Source organism: Nonomuraea sp. NPDC004702, assembly GCF_053601695.1.
The window spans coordinates 180,293-197,028 of the sequence record NZ_JBSGCE010000002.1; the positions used below are offsets into that span (position 1 = coordinate 180,293).

The 16,736-nt window shown below is 69.5% G+C and carries 12 protein-coding genes and 1 other RNA gene; 9 read left to right on the plus strand and 4 right to left on the minus strand.

Annotated elements, in window-relative coordinates; all coding sequences use genetic code 11:
- Positions 1 to 35: 35 nt before the first annotated feature.
- Entirely contained in the window at positions 36 to 1,457 is a 1,422-nt protein-coding gene (locus ACWEJ6_RS03435) for a DUF1996 domain-containing protein (RefSeq protein WP_452420919.1), read from the minus strand.
- Between the two features lie 141 nt (positions 1,458 to 1,598).
- On the opposite strand from ACWEJ6_RS03435, the gene ACWEJ6_RS03440 reads away from it, so the two are divergent.
- The 3 genes from ACWEJ6_RS03440 to ACWEJ6_RS03450 all read left to right on the plus strand — a co-directional run bounded on the left by ACWEJ6_RS03440 (position 1,599) and on the right by ACWEJ6_RS03450 (position 7,477).
- Entirely contained in the window at positions 1,599 to 2,153 is a 555-nt protein-coding gene (locus ACWEJ6_RS03440; protein ID WP_352321706.1) for a sigma-70 family RNA polymerase sigma factor, read from the plus strand.
- Complete coding sequence (locus ACWEJ6_RS03445) at positions 2,153 to 2,350, plus strand: zf-HC2 domain-containing protein (RefSeq protein WP_452420921.1); 198 nt, start codon at positions 2,153 to 2,155, stop codon at positions 2,348 to 2,350. The genes ACWEJ6_RS03440 and ACWEJ6_RS03445 overlap by 1 nt, the downstream gene beginning before the upstream one ends.
- Before the next feature lie 258 nt (positions 2,351 to 2,608).
- A complete protein-coding gene (locus tag ACWEJ6_RS03450; RefSeq protein ID WP_452420923.1) occupies positions 2,609 to 7,477 on the plus strand; it encodes an NAD-glutamate dehydrogenase in 4,869 nt (1,622 codons plus the stop codon).
- A gap of 19 nt (positions 7,478 to 7,496) precedes the next feature.
- On the opposite strand, the gene ACWEJ6_RS03455 is transcribed toward ACWEJ6_RS03450, so the two are convergent.
- Positions 7,497 to 8,528 (minus strand): hypothetical protein, encoded by a 1,032-nt coding sequence (locus tag ACWEJ6_RS03455; RefSeq protein ID WP_452420925.1) that lies wholly within the window; start codon positions 8,526 to 8,528, stop codon positions 7,497 to 7,499.
- 47 nt (positions 8,529 to 8,575) lie between these two features.
- On the opposite strand from ACWEJ6_RS03455, the gene prfB reads away from it, so the two are divergent.
- The 6 genes from prfB to ssrA all read left to right on the plus strand — a co-directional run bounded on the left by prfB (position 8,576) and on the right by ssrA (position 14,758).
- Positions 8,576 to 9,694 carry a peptide chain release factor 2 gene (gene prfB, locus ACWEJ6_RS03460; protein ID WP_387668720.1) on the plus strand — a complete coding sequence of 373 codons (1,119 nt, stop codon included), beginning with the start codon at positions 8,576 to 8,578 and terminating at the stop codon, positions 9,692 to 9,694.
- 379 nt (positions 9,695 to 10,073) lie between these two features.
- Positions 10,074 to 10,763 carry a cell division ATP-binding protein FtsE gene (gene ftsE, locus ACWEJ6_RS03465; protein WP_020541427.1) on the plus strand — a complete coding sequence of 230 codons (690 nt, stop codon included), beginning with the start codon at positions 10,074 to 10,076 and terminating at the stop codon, positions 10,761 to 10,763.
- Positions 10,764 to 10,783: 20 nt separating this feature from the next.
- Positions 10,784 to 11,692: a permease-like cell division protein FtsX gene (gene ftsX / locus ACWEJ6_RS03470; RefSeq protein ID WP_452420927.1), complete on the plus strand. Its 909-nt coding sequence runs from the start codon at positions 10,784 to 10,786 to the stop codon at positions 11,690 to 11,692.
- Between the two features lie 23 nt (positions 11,693 to 11,715).
- The gene (smpB, locus tag ACWEJ6_RS03475) at positions 11,716 to 12,183 is read left to right on the plus strand and encodes an SsrA-binding protein SmpB (protein ID WP_387668714.1); all 468 of its coding nucleotides are present in this window, start codon (positions 11,716 to 11,718) and stop codon (positions 12,181 to 12,183) included.
- Positions 12,184 to 12,203: 20 nt separating this feature from the next.
- A complete protein-coding gene (locus ACWEJ6_RS03480) occupies positions 12,204 to 14,069 on the plus strand; it encodes a penicillin-binding transpeptidase domain-containing protein (protein ID WP_387668711.1) in 1,866 nt (621 codons plus the stop codon).
- 304 nt (positions 14,070 to 14,373) lie between these two features.
- Positions 14,374 to 14,758: a transfer-messenger RNA gene (gene ssrA / locus ACWEJ6_RS03485) on the plus strand.
- A gap of 78 nt (positions 14,759 to 14,836) precedes the next feature.
- On the opposite strand, the gene ACWEJ6_RS03490 is transcribed toward ssrA, so the two are convergent.
- Positions 14,837 to 16,240, minus strand: coding sequence for a hypothetical protein (locus ACWEJ6_RS03490; RefSeq protein ID WP_452420930.1), 1,404 nt, complete (start codon positions 16,238 to 16,240; stop codon positions 14,837 to 14,839).
- Positions 16,237 to 16,698, minus strand: a complete 462-nt coding sequence (locus ACWEJ6_RS03495; RefSeq protein ID WP_452420932.1) for an SRPBCC family protein — start codon at positions 16,696 to 16,698, stop codon at positions 16,237 to 16,239. The genes ACWEJ6_RS03490 and ACWEJ6_RS03495 overlap by 4 nt, the downstream gene beginning before the upstream one ends.
- Positions 16,699 to 16,736: the final 38 nt, after the last annotated feature.

Genomic DNA, 16,736 nt, shown 5'->3' on the forward strand with positions numbered 1-16,736 from the left:
GTGAGGGTACGACTCGGAAGGCTGATGGGGACGTGTCAGCAGCGGCGACCCCGGTTGATGCACGAGACGACGAACTGCATCAGCCGTTCGGGCATGACGTTGGCGAAGTCCGCGTGGTCGGTGACCGGGTTGTGCTTCTGTTCAGGGAACGCGTCCACGGCGAACGACGGACCCTGTGGAACCGTGTAGGCGAGGAGCATGCGCAGTTGCGGAATCGCCCTGGTGCCTTGCGGACAAGCGCCGTTCTGCCCGGGGAAGACCACGTGCGTGCGGTGATTGGCGCTGTCGGTGTTCTGACCGTCCCAGCAGCTGGGGAAATCCAGAATACGAAGAACCTGACTTCCGCGCGGGCAAAGCGGATATTTATCGGGACTTATGCGATTTGTGAATCCTGTGCAGCTCCAGCGGGCGCGGGCGTTCGCGGCGCCGTTGGTGCCCGCCTTGGCGTCGCCGGTGATCAGGCGCAGGAACCTCGGCATCGCGACGACCCTGGAGGTCGCGTTGCCCCGGAACTGCAGGCTCACCGTGCCGGCGCGGATCACCCGGCCCACGTTGCCGTCGGGGTCCTGGGTGTTCGCGTCCACTTTGCGGTCGCGCAGAACTGGCCAGAAGTAAGTGGATTTATCCCCTAGGCGGCAGGTGGTTCCGGCGGCGGCCAAACTCTCGTCGGTGGAGAAGCCGTCCGTGGACAGGTTGCCGACGTAGTCGTGGAGATGGTGGGCGCCGTTGCTCACGCCGGGGGCCACGATGAAATTGTCGGGGTTATTGTGACCATTGCGGTTGGTGCCGCATTGAGCGACGAACGTGCCGCGTGAGCCGTTCCTGCCGATGCCGGCGTCGAGCCTCAGGGGCTGGACCTGACGGATGTCCACGAAGTCGGTGACGAACGGGCCGAGGTCCTTGCAGTCGTCGTCCTGGGAGGCCGTGGGGGAGGGGGAGGCGGTCCGGGTCGGCCGGCCACGCCGGTCCTGCGACTGGTCACCGGGGTCCTGCGGGTTCTGGGGGTCCTGTGGATCTTGGGGATTCTGGGGGTCCTGGGGGGCCTGGGGGGCGGTCGTGGGGGTGCGGGGCGAGCGGTCGCGGCGGAACAGGCCGTCGCCGGAGTCCTCCGGCTCCGGCGACTGCGCCGGGTCGCGCAGCACGATCCCGCCGCCCTGCACCTGCTGATCCCCGTCCTGCCCCTGCCGGTCCGGCACTTGCTGGTCGGGCGCCTGCTGGTCAGGGACCTGCTGGTCCGGCACTTGCTGGTCGGGTGCCTGCTCGTCAGGCGCCTGCTGGTCCGGCGCTTGCTGGTCCGGGGCCTGCTGGTCGGGGGCGCGGTCGCGCTGGCGGCGGGAGTCGTCCTGGCTCGCCTGGGCCGGGTCGCAGTGGTCGGCCCGCGCCGGGGCCACGCCGATGACGGCGGCGGACACCAGGCCGCCCGCCGCCACGGCAAGAGCGGTCATGGCCGCGGCCATGCGCCCGGTTCTCATGGTTGTCAGCCGTTGCATGGTGGGAGGTACGCGGGCTTACACCATCAGGTTCACCCATGACCGGAGATAGTTAGAAATAACTGGAGTTATCGGAGTGGCTGCCGGACCGATAACGAAGGTGTAAAGATGTGCCCCGTGCTAGGTCACCTCGACGGCAGGTTCGAGAGTGCGGATGCCGAGGCGGAACATCGCATCGCGGTGCTCTACCAGGAGTTCGGCGGCCCTCTGCTGCGCCACGTACGCAAATCGACCGGAAACGATCTGCAATGGGCCGAGGACGTCGTACAGGAGACGCTGGTCAGGGCCTGGCGAAACTCGGCAAGACTGCAATGGGAACCGAGCCTTTTATGGGCGTGGCTGCTGACAGTGGCCCGCCGCATCGTCATCGACGGACGCCGACGGAAGAGCGCCCGGCCTCACGAGGTCGAGCCGCCCGAAGTCGACCAGATGTCGGTGCCGGACGGCTCCGAACGCGCGCTGTCGGCGATCGTCGTCGCCGACGCGCTGCGCAGCCTGTCCGCCGAACACCGCGAAGTCATTGAGCAGACCTACCTCCGAGACCGTACGATAAGTGAAGCGGCGGAGATTCTGGGGATTCCGCCGGGCACGGTGAAGTCCCGGCTCTACTACGGGATCCGGGCTCTCCGCGAACAGCTGCGTGACAAGGGGGTAGCCGGCTGATGCACGACGGGGTGGCCGCCTACGTCCTCGGCGTCCTCGACGAGGAGGAGCACGAGGCGTTCGAACGCCACCTCGACGCGTGCGAGCGGTGCCAGGCCGAGCTCATGGAGCTGGCCGAGCTTCCCGACCGGCTCGACGATCTCAGGACCGCCCCCTCGGCCTCCGGCGACGATCCCCCCATGTCGATGTCACGTTGACGTCTATGCCCTTTTCGGGTGATATCGGTACGGCGAGGCACACGCCCGGAATCAGGGCCGGGCGTTCAGGGGGAGGTGTTCGGTGGGCATCGACGGTGATGCGCCCGTTCCCCCCGCGCCGGCGGTCCGGCGAGGAAGGCGACCGGCTGTCGCCCATCTCCCCGGACGTACCCGTCTGCACTACTTCCCCTCGCTATGGGAACGAAGAGCCTGGCTATGAACAGCCATGGCAAACCCTCACAAAGGAGTGAGAGCGAAATGCCGCTCGACGAGGCCAAGGATGAGCTGCTGCAAAGAGCCGCGGAAAGTTGCGCGGTCGGCAGCGAGCACATGAGCGCGGAGGAGGCCCTCTCCTTCCTGCGGTTCTACTACCGCCATGTCGCACCCGAGGACCTGCTCGACCGCAACCCCGTCGACGTGTACGGCCCGGCGATGTCCCAGCGGCAGCTCGCCGAGGTACGCCCCCAGGGCCGGGCCGTGGTCCGCGCCTACACCCCCACGCTGGAGGAGAACGGCTGGGACCCGGGGCACTCGGTCGTCGAGGTGGTCACCGACGACATGCCGTTCCTCGTCGACTCGGTCACCATGGAGCTCGACCGGCAGGACATCGGCACCCACCTCGTGGTCCACCCCCAGATGCGGGTGCGCCGCGACATGACGGGCCGGATGCTCGGCCGCGGCCAGGAGGACGTCACCGGCCAGATGCTGGTCGAGTCGTGGATCCACATCGAGATCGACCGCCAGGCCGACCCCGCGGTGCTCAGGCGCGTCGAGGCCGACCTGCAGCGGGTGCTCGCCGACGTCCGGTACGCGGTCGAGGACTTCAGGAAGATGCGGGCCCTGGCCGTCCAGACGGCCGAGGACCTGAGCATGAACCCGCCGCCGCTGGAGCCCGCCGAGGTCGAGGACAGCCTCGACCTGCTGCGCTGGCTCGCCGACGGGCACTTCACGTTCCTCGGCTACCGCGAGTACCGGCTGGAGCACACCGACCAGGGCGAGATGCTGAAGGCCCTGCCCGGGGCCGCGCTCGGCATCCTGCGCGACGACAAGGTGAGCTCCGACAGCTTCTCCGCGCTGCCCGCGGAGGTGCGCGCCAAGGCCCGCGAGAAGCAGCTCGTGATCATCACCAAGGCCAACAGCCGGGCCACCGTCCACCGCGCGACCTACCTCGACTACATCGGGGTCAAGCTGTTCTCGCCCGAGGGCGAGGTGATCGGGGAGCGCCGCTTCCTGGGCCTGCTCACGCACGTGGCCTACAACGAGTCGATCTCCAGGATCCCCGTGCTGCGGCGCAAGCTGGCCGAGGTGCTCAACGCCGCCGGCCACGCGCCCGACAGCCACGACGGCAAGGATCTGATCGAGATCCTGGAGACGTTCCCGCGCGACGAGCTGTTCCAGACCTCGGTCGCCCAGCTCCTGCCGATCGCGCTCGGCGTGCTGCGGCTGCGCGAGCGCAAGCAGGTCAAGCTGTTCCTGCGGCGCGACGACTACGGCCGTTACATCTCCTGCCTGATCTACCTGCCCCGCGACCGCTACACCACCAAGGTGCGGCTGAAGATGCAGGAGGTGCTGCTCAAGGCGCTCGGCGGCAGGTCACTCGACTACAGCGCGATGATCGGCGAGTCCGTGCTGGCCCGGCTGCACGTGGTCGTGCGCGGCGAGCGCGGCAAGCAGCTCCCCGCGCCGAGCGTCGACGTGGAGGAGCTGGAGGCGCGCCTGGCCGCGCTCACCCGCTCCTGGGAGGACGACCTGGCCGCCGCCCTCGACGAGATGACCTCCGAGGAGGAGGCCCCCGGGCTGGCCAGGAGGTACGTCTCCGCCTTCCCCGAGGGGTACAAGGCCGACTTCCCGCCCAAGGTCGCCGTGGTCGACCTGCGCCGCCTGGAGCAGCTCGTCGCCGACGGCGAGGAGGTGGCGATCAACCTCTACGAGCCGTACGACGCCGCCGAGGGCGAGCGGCGGCTGAAGATCTACAAGGTCGGCTCGCCGATCTCCCTGTCGGAGGCGCTGCCCCTGATCCAGCGGCTCGGCGTCGAGGTCGTGGACGAGCGGCCGTACGAGATCGACCGGGACGGCGACGCGAGCACCAAGAACGCCTGGATCTACGACTTCGGCCTGCGCTACACCCCCTCCGGCGAGGTGGACAGGAACGACTTCAAGCGGCTCTTCCAGGACGGCCTGAGCGCCCTGTGGCAGGGCCGCGTCCAGGCCGACAACTTCAACGCCCTCATCCTGCGGGCGGGCCTGACCTGGGAGCAGGTCGAGATCCTGCGGGTCTACGCCAAGTACCTGCGGCAGGCCGGCAGCACGTTCTCGCAGCTCTACATGGAACGCGTGCTGCTGGGCAACGTGCGGCTGGCCCGGCTGCTGGTCCGCCTGTTCGAGGCCAAGCTCGACCCGAGGCGCGGCGACGACGTGCGGGTCGACCTCGTGGAGGCGCTCAACGAGGAGATCCTGGGCGCCCTCGACGAGGTGGCCTCCCTCGACGAGGACCGCATCCTGCGGGCCTACCTGGAGATGATCCAGGCGACCCTGCGCACCAACTACTTCCAGACGGTCGACGGGCAGCGCAAGCCGTACATCTCGCTGAAGGTCGACCCGCAGGCGATCAGCGTGCTGCCGCTGCCGCGGCCGAAGTACGAGATCTTCGTGTACTCGCCCCGCGTCGAGGGCGTGCACCTGCGCTTCGGCAAGGTCGCCCGCGGCGGCCTGCGCTGGTCCGACCGCATGGAGGACTTCAGGACGGAGATCCTCGGCCTGGTCAAGGCGCAGATGGTGAAGAACACCGTCATCGTGCCCACCGGGTCCAAGGGCGGGTTCGTGGTGAAGCAGCCGCCCGCCTCCGGCGCCCGCGAGGACGTGCTGGCCGAGGGCGTGGCCTGCTACCGGATGTTCATCTCCGGCCTGCTGGACATCACCGACAACCTGGTCGACGGCAAGGTCGTGCCGCCGGCCGACGTGGTCAGGCACGACGGCGACGACACCTACCTCGTGGTCGCCGCCGACAAGGGCACCGCCACCTTCTCCGACATCGCCAACAGCGTGGCCAAGGAGTACGGCTTCTGGCTCGGCGACGCCTTCGCCTCCGGCGGCTCGGTCGGCTACGACCACAAGGCCATGGGCATCACCGCCCGCGGCGCCTGGGAGTCGGTCAAGTACCACTTCCGCACCATGGGCGTGGACGTGCAGACCACCGACTTCACCGTGGCCGGCATCGGCGACATGTCCGGCGACGTGTTCGGCAACGGCATGCTGCTCTCCCAGCACATCCGGCTGGTGGCCGCCTTCGACCACCGGCACGTCTTCATCGACCCGGCGCCCGACGCGGCCCGCTCGTTCGCCGAGCGGCAGCGCCTGTTCGACCTCCCGCGCAGCTCCTGGGACGACTACGACCCGTCGCTGATCTCCGCGGGCGGCGGCGTGTTCCCGCGTACGGCCAAGTCGATCCAGATCACCCCGCAGATGCGCGAGGCGCTGGGCATCGAGGCGGGCGTCAGCTCGCTGGCCCCCAACGACCTGATCAGCGCCATCCTGCGGGCCCCCGTCGACCTGCTGTGGAACGGCGGCATCGGCACCTACGTCAAGGCCGGCTCGGAGTCCCACGCCGACGTCGGCGACAAGGCCAACGACGCGCTCCGGGTGGACGCCGGCGACCTGCGCTGCAAGGTCATCGGCGAGGGCGGCAACCTGGGCTTCACCCAGCTCGCCCGCATCGAGTTCGCCCTGAACGGCGGCCTGGTCAACACCGACTTCATCGACAACTCGGCCGGCGTGGACACCTCCGACCACGAGGTGAACATCAAGATCCTGCTCGACCAGGTCGTCCGCGACGGCGAGCTGACCGACAAGCAGCGCAACCAGGTCTTCACGTCGATGACCGACGAGGTCGCCGACCTGGTGCTGCGCGACAACCACGCCCAGAACGTGGTGCTCGACGCGACCCGCGCCCAGGCGGTCGACATGCTCCACATCCACGCCCGCTACCTGCGCAAGCTCGAACGCGACGGGCTGGTCAACCGCGAGCTGGAGTTCCTGCCCTCGGACAAGACGCTGGCCGAGCGGCGGCAGGCCAGGCTCGGGCTGACCGCGCCGGAGTTCTCGGTCCTGCTGGCCTACACCAAGCTGGTGGCCGACGCCGAGGTGCTGGGCTCCGAGCTGCCCGACGACCCGTACCTGGCCTCCTGGCTGGTGTCGTACTTCCCGTCGGACCTGCGCGAGCGGTTCCGCACGTACATGGACGCCCATCCGCTGCGGCGCGAGATCATCACGACCTGCGTGGTGAACGAGCTGGTCAACGCCATGGGCACCACGTTCATGTTCCGCTTCGCGGAGGAGACCGGCGCCTCCACGTCCGACATCGTGCGGGCGTACCTGGTGGCGCGGGAGGTCTTCGACCTGCCGAGCTTCTACCGGGCCGTGGAGGCGCTGGACAACGAGGTCGACACCGCCACCCAGATCGCCATGCTGCTGGAGGGCCGCAAGCTGGTCGAGCGCGGCACCCGCTGGCTGCTGGTCAACCGGCGTCCGCCGCTCGACCTGGCCGGGTCGGTCGGCTTCTTCCTCAAGGGCGTCAACGGGCTGTCCGCGCACATCCCCAAGCTGCTCACCGGGCCCGACCTGGCCGCCTACGAGGAGCGCCGCGACTCCTTCGTGGCCCGCGGCGTGCCGCAGGAGCTGGCCGAGCGGGTGGCCGCGATGGTGCCCGCGTACTCGACGCTGGACCTGGTCGAGGTGGCGTCCCTGACGGGCCGTCCGGTGAACGAGGTGGCGGAGGTCTACTTCGACCTGGCCGACCGCCTGCAGCTGGCCCGCCTGCGCGAACGCGTCATCGCCCTGCCCAGGGACAACCGGTGGAACTCCATCGCCCGCTCGGCGCTGCGCGACGACCTGTACGCCGCGCACGCCTCGCTGACCCGTGACGTGCTGGCCCACAGCACGTCCGGGCTGCCGCCCGAGGAGCGGCTGGCCCGGTGGACCGACGGCAACGCGGCCGCCGTGGGACGCGCCCGCCAGACGCTGTCGGAGATCTGGGAGAGCGACCACTTCGACCTGGCGACGCTCTCGGTGGCCCTGCGCGCGATCCGCACGCTGGTGGCCGCCAGCAACCTGCCTCACACGGAGGCGTAGGAACCGCCCGAAGGGGCCCTCACTCGCCGCTGGCGCGGGTGAGGGCTCCGTCGTGGGCGACGACCCGGGCGGCGGCCGGGGCCGACAGCGGGGGCACCGCCGTGGCGTACTGGTGGACCTCGGTGAGCTTGAGGCTGCGGCGCACCGACGAGGTCGAGATGGCCCAGCCTGCCTCCGGCGGCACCGGGATGATGTAGGTGTTGTTGGCGACGGTGCGGGTCGAGGTGTTGCGCGACAGCGAGTACTGGATCAGCGCGCCGCCGTCGGCCGTGCGCAGCGCGTAGACCGGCCAGTTGTCGGCGCTGAAGATCGAGTCGTAGCTGAACCCGTCCTTCTTGGCCTTCTCGCGGTCGGTGGCGATCTGCTTGGCCACGTCCGTCGTGTACGGCCCGTCGGCGAGCAGGCCCGCCGTCATCCCGGCCGCCCCGGTCTCGGCCACGCTGGCGTGCACCGGGCCCATGTACTGGGGGCTGATCGTGACGGTCTTGTCGTCGGGCGTCAGCGCCGTGGCGTAGCCGTCGGCGTCGAGCCGCACCCGCGGCAGCTCCTGGCCCGGCAGCAGTTGCGCGGCCGAGCTGAGCAGCCAGTCGTCGCCGCTCTTGGCGAACGTCAGCAGCGTCGGCTGCCCGTTGCGCGTGACCAGCGCGCTGAACCAGGGCGCCCGCTCGCCCTGGGCGAACCTGGGCACGTAGAGGGTCGGCGAGCCCCAGGAGTAGCGCGGCGGGCGGTCGCCGGAGGACTGGAAGGCGGCCAGCGTGAGCGCCAGCTGCCCGCCGGCGACCAGGTCGGTGTCGAGGAAGACCCGCCCCGTCACGGGGCTCTCCACGCGCAGCGTATCGTCGGTGGGCAGGATCTCGGCGACCGCCTCGGCCGCCTCCTGACGCGTGACGGCGGGCGGCGGCGCGCTGGGCGAGGGGCTCGCCGCGCCGGTGGCGCCCGCCTTTCCCTGGGTCACCGCCGGGGACGTCTGAGCAGGGCCTGTGCACGCGGTCGCCGCGGCCAGCACGCCGACGGCGAGCGCCAGCATCTTCCCCCGACCGTATGCACGCACCTCGCCATGTTATTCGTGCACGCGAGGGTCGCGTACCCTAGGGAGACGTGGCAGGCATCGATCCGGCAGAAGAGATCAACGAGCTCGCGAACACGCTCCGCAGCATCCAGGACGTGCTCGACCTCGACGCGATGCGCAAGCAGATCGAGGAGCTGGAGCAGCAGGTTGCCGCCCCAGACCTGTGGGACGACCCCGAGCAGGCGCAGAAGGTCACGAGCAAGCTCTCCCATCTCCAGGGCGAGCTCAACCGCGTCGAGGGCGTCGCGCGCCGTCTCGACGACCTGAAGGTGCTCTACGAGCTCGCGGCCGAGGAAGGCGACGACGACACGCGCCTTGAGGCCGACAAGGAGCTGGAGTCGCTCAAGACCGACATCGGCGCCCTTGAGGTGCGCACGCTCCTGTCGGGCGAGTACGACGCCCGCGAGGCGCTCGTCACCATCAACTCCCAGGCCGGTGGCGTCGACGCCGCCGACTGGGCGGAGATGCTGCTGCGCATGTACCTGCGGTGGGCCGAGCGCAAGGGCTACTCCACCGAGGTCTACGACACCTCCTACGCGGAGGAGGCCGGCATCAAGTCGGCCACGTTCACCATCAAGGCCCCCTACGCCTACGGCACGCTGCGCGGCGAGCACGGCACCCACCGGCTGGTCCGCATCAGCCCGTTCGACAACCAGGGCCGCCGCCAGACCTCGTTCGCGGGCGTCGACATCGTGCCGGTCGTGGAGCAGACCGACCACATCGACATCAACGAAGACGACCTGCGGGTCGACGTCTACCGGTCCTCGGGCCCCGGCGGCCAGGGCGTCAACACCACCGACTCGGCGGTGCGCATCACCCACCTGCCCACCGGCATCGTGGTCTCCTGCCAGAACGAGCGCTCCCAGCTCCAGAACCGCGCCTCGGCCATGAACGTGCTCCAGGCCAAGCTGCTGGAGCGCAAGCGGCAGGAGGAGGCGGAGAAGATGTCGGAGCTGCGTGGCGCGACCACCACGTCGTGGGGCACGCAGATCCGCAACTACGTGCTGCACCCGTACCAGATCGTGAAGGACCTGCGCACGGGCACGGAGGCGGGCAACCCGTCGGCGGTGCTCGACGGCGACCTCGACGGGTTCATCGAGTCGGAGATCCGCTGGATGCGCAGGGCGGAGTCAGGCGCCACCGACTAGGTGCCTGAGCACCAGCGTCGCGAAGAGCAGCACGAGGAGCAGGACGACGACGAGGGCGGGTGACAGTCCGGCGAAGCCGTGATTGTGCATCCGCTCCCTGTTGGCTCGGCAGAGGGGGCAGCGGCCCTCGATCACGGGGTGGGCGCACTGCGCGCATACGAGGTGTTCACAACTCATGACAGCCCCAAGTCTAGCCGCACAATCGTTTTGTTTCCGTTATGGACGTTCCATGCCAGTCTTCCCCCTAGACTGTCGTCTGGCCAATCGGAACGTCGATCATCAGTAAAGACGGCGCCCCCGATCGGCCGGCGGCGGGAAATGGGCATGTGCCACCCTCGCTTCCGTCCTGACCCCTAGACTGGCATGCCGTGATGCTCTCGTGATCCATTTCGATAATGTCACCAAGGTCTACGCGAACCAGAACCGGCCCGCTCTCGACCACGTCTCCGTCGACGTGGACAAGGGCGAGTTCGTGTTCCTCGTCGGCCCTTCGGGGTCAGGCAAGTCCACGTTCCTGCGTCTGGTCCTGAAGGAGGAGCGGCCCAACTCCGGGGCGATCCACGTCGCCGGCAAGGATCTGGCCCGCCTCTCCAACTTCAAGGTGCCTCACCTGCGCCGCCGCATCGGCTGCGTCTTCCAGGACTTCAGGTTGCTCCCGAACAAGAACGTCTACGAGAACGTGGCGTTCGCCCTAGAGGTGATCGGCAAGCCCAGGCGGTTCATCCGCAAGGTCGTGCCCGAGGTCATCGAGCTGGTCGGCCTGGAGGGCAAGGCCCATCGCATGCCCGACGAGCTGTCCGGCGGCGAGCAGCAGCGTGTCGCCATGGCCCGCGCGTTCGTCAACCGGCCGATGATCCTGCTGGCCGACGAGCCCACGGGCAACATCGACCCCGCGACGAGCATCGGCATCATGAAGGTGCTCGACCGCATCAACCGAACTGGCACCACGGTCGTCATGGCCACGCACGACGCGGCCATCGTGGACTCCATGCGCAAACGCGTCGTCGAGCTGGAAGACGGGAAAATCGTCCGTGACCAGTCGCGTGGCGTTTACGGCCAGGCGTACTGACAGGGAGCGGCAGACACAACATGCGGGCGAACTTCATCTTCTCCGAGGTCTGGATCGGCCTCCGTCGCAACCTGACCATGACGATCGCGGTCGTCATCACCGTGGCCGTCGGCATGGCGATGTTGGGCGTCGGCTTGTTGATCAACACCCAGGTCTCCATGCTCAAGTCCTTCTGGTTCGACAAGGTCGAGATCTCGGTCTTCCTGTGCACCAAGGGCACCGCGATCCCCGAGTGCAACGGCAAGGCCGTCACGCCGGCCCAGACGAAGGCGTTGAAGACCCGCCTTGAGAGCCTCCAGGGCGTCAAGGAGGTCTTCTACGAGGACCAGAGCACGGCGTACGAGAACTTCAAGACGGCCTACCAGGCCAGCCCGACGCTCGTCCAGGCCACCAGGGTCGAGGACATGCCGCAGTCGTTCCGCGTGAAGCTGGTCGACCCCGACAACTACCAGCCGGTGATCGACGCCGTGAAGGGCCAGCCGGGCGTGTCCCAGGTGATGGACCACAAGCAGCTCATCGGCAAGTTCTTCGACCTGCTCGACAAGCTGTCCTTCTACGCGCTGGCGGTCGCCATCGTGCTGGTGCTGGCCGCGGCGTTGCTGATCGGCAACACGGTGCGATTGTCGGCGTTCAACCGGCGCCGGGAGACGGGGATCATGCGCCTGGTGGGCGCCTCGAACCTCTACATCCAGCTGCCGTTCGTCATGGAAGGCGTGATCGCCGGTCTGATCGGCGGCGTCTTCGCGGCCATCATCCTGATCGTGACGAAGGTCCTGCTGTTCGAGGAGATCGCCGGCTACTTCGGCAGCGGCATGGCCCAGCTCGGCTGGGACGCGGTGGCCCAGACCATCACGCTCACCATGGCCATCGGCGTCGTGATCTGTGTGCTGGCCTCGTTCGTGACGCTCCGCCGATACCTCAGGGTGTGAGGAATCGCCGGTAAGGTCGAAGCATGCCACGTGAGACCGGGCGGAAGGTCATCGCCCAGAACAAGCGGGCCCGGCACGACTACCACCTTGAGGACACCTTCGAGGCGGGGCTCGTGCTCCAGGGCACGGAGGTGAAGTCGCTCCGCGAGGGCCGCGCCTCGCTCGTCGACGGCTACGCCAGCATCGACAATGGCGAAGCGTGGCTGCTCAACGTGCACATCCCCGAATACATGCAGGGCACGTGGACCAACCACGCCGCCAAGCGCAAGCGCAAGTTGCTGCTGCACCGCAAGGAGATCGAGAAGCTGGCCGCCATGACCAAGGAGGGCGGCCTCACGATCGTCCCCACGGTCCTGTACTTCCAGGACGGCCGGGCCAAGGTCGAGATCGCCGTCGCCCGGGGCAAGAAGGACTGGGACAAGCGGCAGTCGCTGGCCGAGCAGCAGGCCAAGCGGGAGATGGCGCGGGCCCTGCGGCACCGCAACCGATGAGAGCGGCGGCACTCTAACCGATGACACGCGCGCGCCGCACCCTTGCCGCGACCGTCACCCTGGCGGTCGCGAGCATGACGCTGACCGGCTGCTTCGAGGAGTCCTCGCCGCACGACGCGGTGCGCGACTTCCTCGTGGGCTGGCAGTCCGAGGACTACGCCCTGGCCGCGGGCCGCACCGACGGCGACCCCGCCAAGGTGGGCAAGGCCCTGGCCAACGCCAAGCTGGAGCTCGACGCGGCCTCGTTCCGCTTCAAGATCAAGAGCGTGAGCGTGAACGGCGAGGAGTCCAAGGCCGACTTCCGCGCCGAGGTCGACCTGGGGGAGAACACCCCGCTCTGGGCGTACGACGGCTCGCTGCCGCTGCACCTGGTCGACGGCAGGTGGAAGGTGCGCTGGTCGCCGTCGGTGCTGCATCCGCAGCTCAAGGAGGGCCAGCGGTTCGCGGTCGAGACCAACCCCAAGCCGCGCCAGCCGGTGGTCGACCGGGCCGACGACCCCCTGCAGAACGAGCTCTACGTCTACGTCGTGGGCGTGGTGCCGTCCGCGCTGGGCGACCGGGCCGAGGACGTCGTGGCCAAGCTGTCGGCGATCACCGGCTACGCCCAGGACCGGCTGCTGAGCCGGATCAGGTCCTCGCCGCCCGACAAGTTCGTGCCGCTGGTCACGTTCGGGCGCTCGCGTTACCTGTCGATGAAGTCGAAGCTGGCCGGCATCTCCGGCATCCAGACCGACCCGCAGCCGCAGCCCATCGACCCGGCCGCCCCCAAGCAGATCGTCGGCAAGGTCAGCGCGCTCACCCCCGAGGACGAGCAGAAGCTCGGCGGCCCCCAGCGGGCCGGCGACTCGATCGGCCAGAGCGGCCTGCAGCAGGCGTACCAGGACTATCTGACCGGCTCCACCGAGACCAAGGTGATCACCCTCGATCTCAAGACCGGCCGGCAGGTGGCCAAGCTGAAGGAGTGGCTGGGCCGCCAGAACGTCTCGGTCAAGACCACGATCGACAGCCGCGCCCAGGCGGCGGCCGAGCGGGCGGTGGCCGAGACGGCCACCAGCGCGCTGGTGGCCGTGCAGCGTGACACCGGCCAGATCCTCGCGGTCGGCACCAGCGGGCTCAACCAGGAGAAGGACGCGCTGGCGGGCAGGTTCCCCGCGGGCACGGCCTTCTCGATCGTGGCGGCCGACGCGCTGATCAAGAGCGGCGTCAGCACCAAGCAGCGGCTGGCCTGCCCGGCCGAGCGCACGGTGGGCGGCGCCAAGTTCGTGCACACCAGCCAGACCGCCGGGGTCACGTCGTCGGCCACGTTCCAGGACAACTTCGCCAAGGGCTGCGTGACCGCGCTGGCCTCGCTGGCCCGCCGGGCCAGCGCCGGCGGCCTGGCCGCGAGCGCCAAGGCGTTCGGCATCGGCCAGCCGTGGCGGCTGCCGCTGAAGTCGTTCAGCGGGGCGATGCCCGAACTGTCCAGCGACGCCGACAAGGCCAGGGCCATCGCGGGGCAGACCGTCGAGGTCAGCCCGCTGTCGATGGCGCTGGTCGCGGCGGCCGTGGGGTCGGGCACCTGGCGGCCGCCGGTGCTCGTGACCTCGCCCGCGTCGCCCGATCCGGCGGCGGAGGTCGTCCCGGCCAAGCAGCCGGACGCCGTCCCGATGGATCCGAAGGTGCGCACCGCGCTGACCGCGATGATGCGCGCCGGAGCGGTCGGCAGCCCCGCCCAGGCGGGCCGGGGCAGGGTCTACGGCGTGCGCGCGACGGCGGGCACCCAGGACAAGCCCATGACGTGGTTCGTCGGCTGGCAGGGGGACGTGGCGATCGCCGTCCTGGCCAAGAACTACGACGCGGCGGCCGTCGCGGGCAGCTTCTTCTCGGGCCTTCGTGACTCTGCGTGAAAATCTTGTGACGGCGAGCAACCGTTCCTGGTCGTGGCTGCGTCTTACTGAATGACTGGGCCCGCTCGGGGGGTTGCGGACTCAGTCGCCGTGATGAGATCAGGACTTCATCTCGGGGGAAGTCCTGCCGTCCGGACCGGCTCGACCCTGCCGGTCGGCCCCCGGGAGCGCGTGCTGCTGTGCCACGCTCCCGGGGGTTTCGCCATGCTGGAATTAAGTTGGCGTTGGGGGCGTTGTCCCCTGTAGATTCAGTGTTGCTCGTCTCTGCGTGATGATCAGCGTGAGGCGTGTTGACAACTGCACAGGGGGTGACTGGCTTCGACTTCGATCTTGCAAGCCAGGTGAAGCGGGCCGAGGACTGCGGACATAACCTCGTTAATCCTGTGACCGCAAAACAATAAGTGCCAATTCCAAGCGCACTGAGGTCGGCCAGGGTTCCCTGGCCCTCGCTGCCTAAGTAGCGAAACCTCTGTCAGCCCGGGAGTGCCTTCGGCCCGGTGTCTGGCATCGTTAGAAGGCTCAACCGATCGACCCGGCCACGGGGGAGATCGGGAAATCAAACAGTGGCTGAGCCCGTCGGCGACTCGCCTGCGTGATCGCCGGGGCTGAGAAAAGCACAGCAGGCTGCGCCCGGAGAAGCCCTGACTTGGGATTGAAGGACGCGGGTTCGATTCCCGCCACCTCCACGTGATCAAAAAGCCTCCGACCTGCCGATTACTCGGCGGGTCGGAGGCTTTTCGCTGTCCGGGAGACGTGGGCGTCCCAGCTCAGAACGTGCGCAGCCAGCGGCGGAGGCGGTCGAGGGGGGTGCGCGGCTCCAGCGGGGGCAGCAGGCGGCGCAGCTCGTCGTCGGTGGCCGGGCGGGCGTCGAGCGCGGCCTGGCGCAGCGGCTTCGCGTCCACCCGCAGGCCGCCGAGCACCTGGACGGTCACCGTGCCGCGGCGCACCGCGTAGCCGTGCGTGTCCTCGCGGCGGACATAGGTGAGGCCGGAGCCGGCGGGGGCGCACTTCTCGGCGAGATAGCACAAGTCGTCGTCGGCTTGGCTCACGGACAACGTGATGTGGACGCTCTGGCCGCCGTTGCCGGTGTGGTCGGAGGGCGTGTAGACCAGGCCCGCCGGGATGCCCATGAGCTGTGGGGTGTAACCCGGGACGCGGGCCGCGTAGTAGTCCCCGGTCTGTTCCTGGTCGCCCAGTTCGCGGGCGGTGGCCGGGCGCAGGCTCCGGGCGGCCGACCGGAGCAGGTCGCGGGGGACGGCGGTGCTGCCCACCACCGTGACGTACCGGCGGCCCACCCGCACCTGGTAGCCGTGCTCGACCGGGCCCTGCCGGTGGACCAGGCCGCCGGGCTCCGCCGTGCAGGATCCGGTCGGCAGGTCGGCGTCCTGGGCGGTGGGCTGGCCGCACACGGCGGCGCCCGGCAGGAGCCGGTCGTAGGCGACGATCCTGACGTACCGGTCGGGCGGGATGGCGGCCGGGTCCGCCGGAGTGAAGCCGGAGCCGCCCAGCCCGCCGCCGTAGTCCCGGTCGTCGGGCCGGTAGCCGGGGACGGCGACCACGTACGCGGTCTCCCGGTGGAGGTCGCCCGCCGCCAGGCGTGCCTCCAGGTCGTCCGGCGGCTCCTGGCGCAGCACGGCCACGCCCGCCCCCAGAAGCGCCACGCCCAGCCCGAGCGCGACGCCCTTGTGGCGCCATCCGCGCAGCAGCGTCCCGGCCACGAGGGCGTACGGAACGCCGCCGAGCACGGCCGTCAGCAGCAGGTCGCGGCTCACCCCGAGGCCGGCGACGTCGGTCACCACCCAGCCGAGGGCCCAGCCGGCGGTTCCCAGGCCCAGCACCAGCAGCGCCCACAGGAACCGGCCGCCGCGCGTCGCGCCGAGGACGGACACGCCGCGGGTGGCCCTGATCACGATGACCAGGTAGCCGAGCAGGGCCGCCACGCCCAGTGCGGCGGCGGCGAGGAGCACCGCCTCGTCGCCGGCGAGCAGCACGGCCAGCAGGACCAGCCACGCCGTCGGCAGGAAGACCGATCCGGCCGCCCAGGCGGCGACGAGCTGGGCCAGGACCAGCAGCGGCCGCGACGCGACCCCGCCGGGCGGACGGTCGGGCCCGATGTCCGTCAGGTTCTGCCGCTGCTTTCGACGACCGCCGGGCGGCGCGGGTTCGGTCAACGGGACGGTTCGAGGATCGTCTTGATGTGCTGGTTGCGCATGTTGATGAGGTGGGTCATGTGGCGGCGCAGGACCAGCAGCTCGGCCAGGCGGCCCAGGGGGCCGGCGGGGGCGGAGAACTCGACGACGTCGGTCATGAGGGTGGCGCCCGCGTGCGGAGCCGCCTCGAAGCGGTGTTCGTGCCGCCAGTGGCGGAACGGCCCGGACACCTGCTCGTCCACGAAGTACGCGGGCCGTTCCCAGGCGCTGATCGTGGAGGTCATCCGCCAGGTGAGGCCGAAGTGCCGGGCCTGCCAGGTGACCTGGTCGCCGAGGCCGAGCAGGCCCGTGGTGACGCCCGCGACGGCGCGTTCCGACGAGCCGGCCATGGACGCGGTGTGGGTCTCGACCGACAGCGACGTGTCGAAGAGCACGTCGGGGGGAGCGAAGACCAGGGTCACGGTCTCGAAACGCGCCATGGCGGCATCTTAGGGATCCCCGTGGGCGCGGGGCCGAG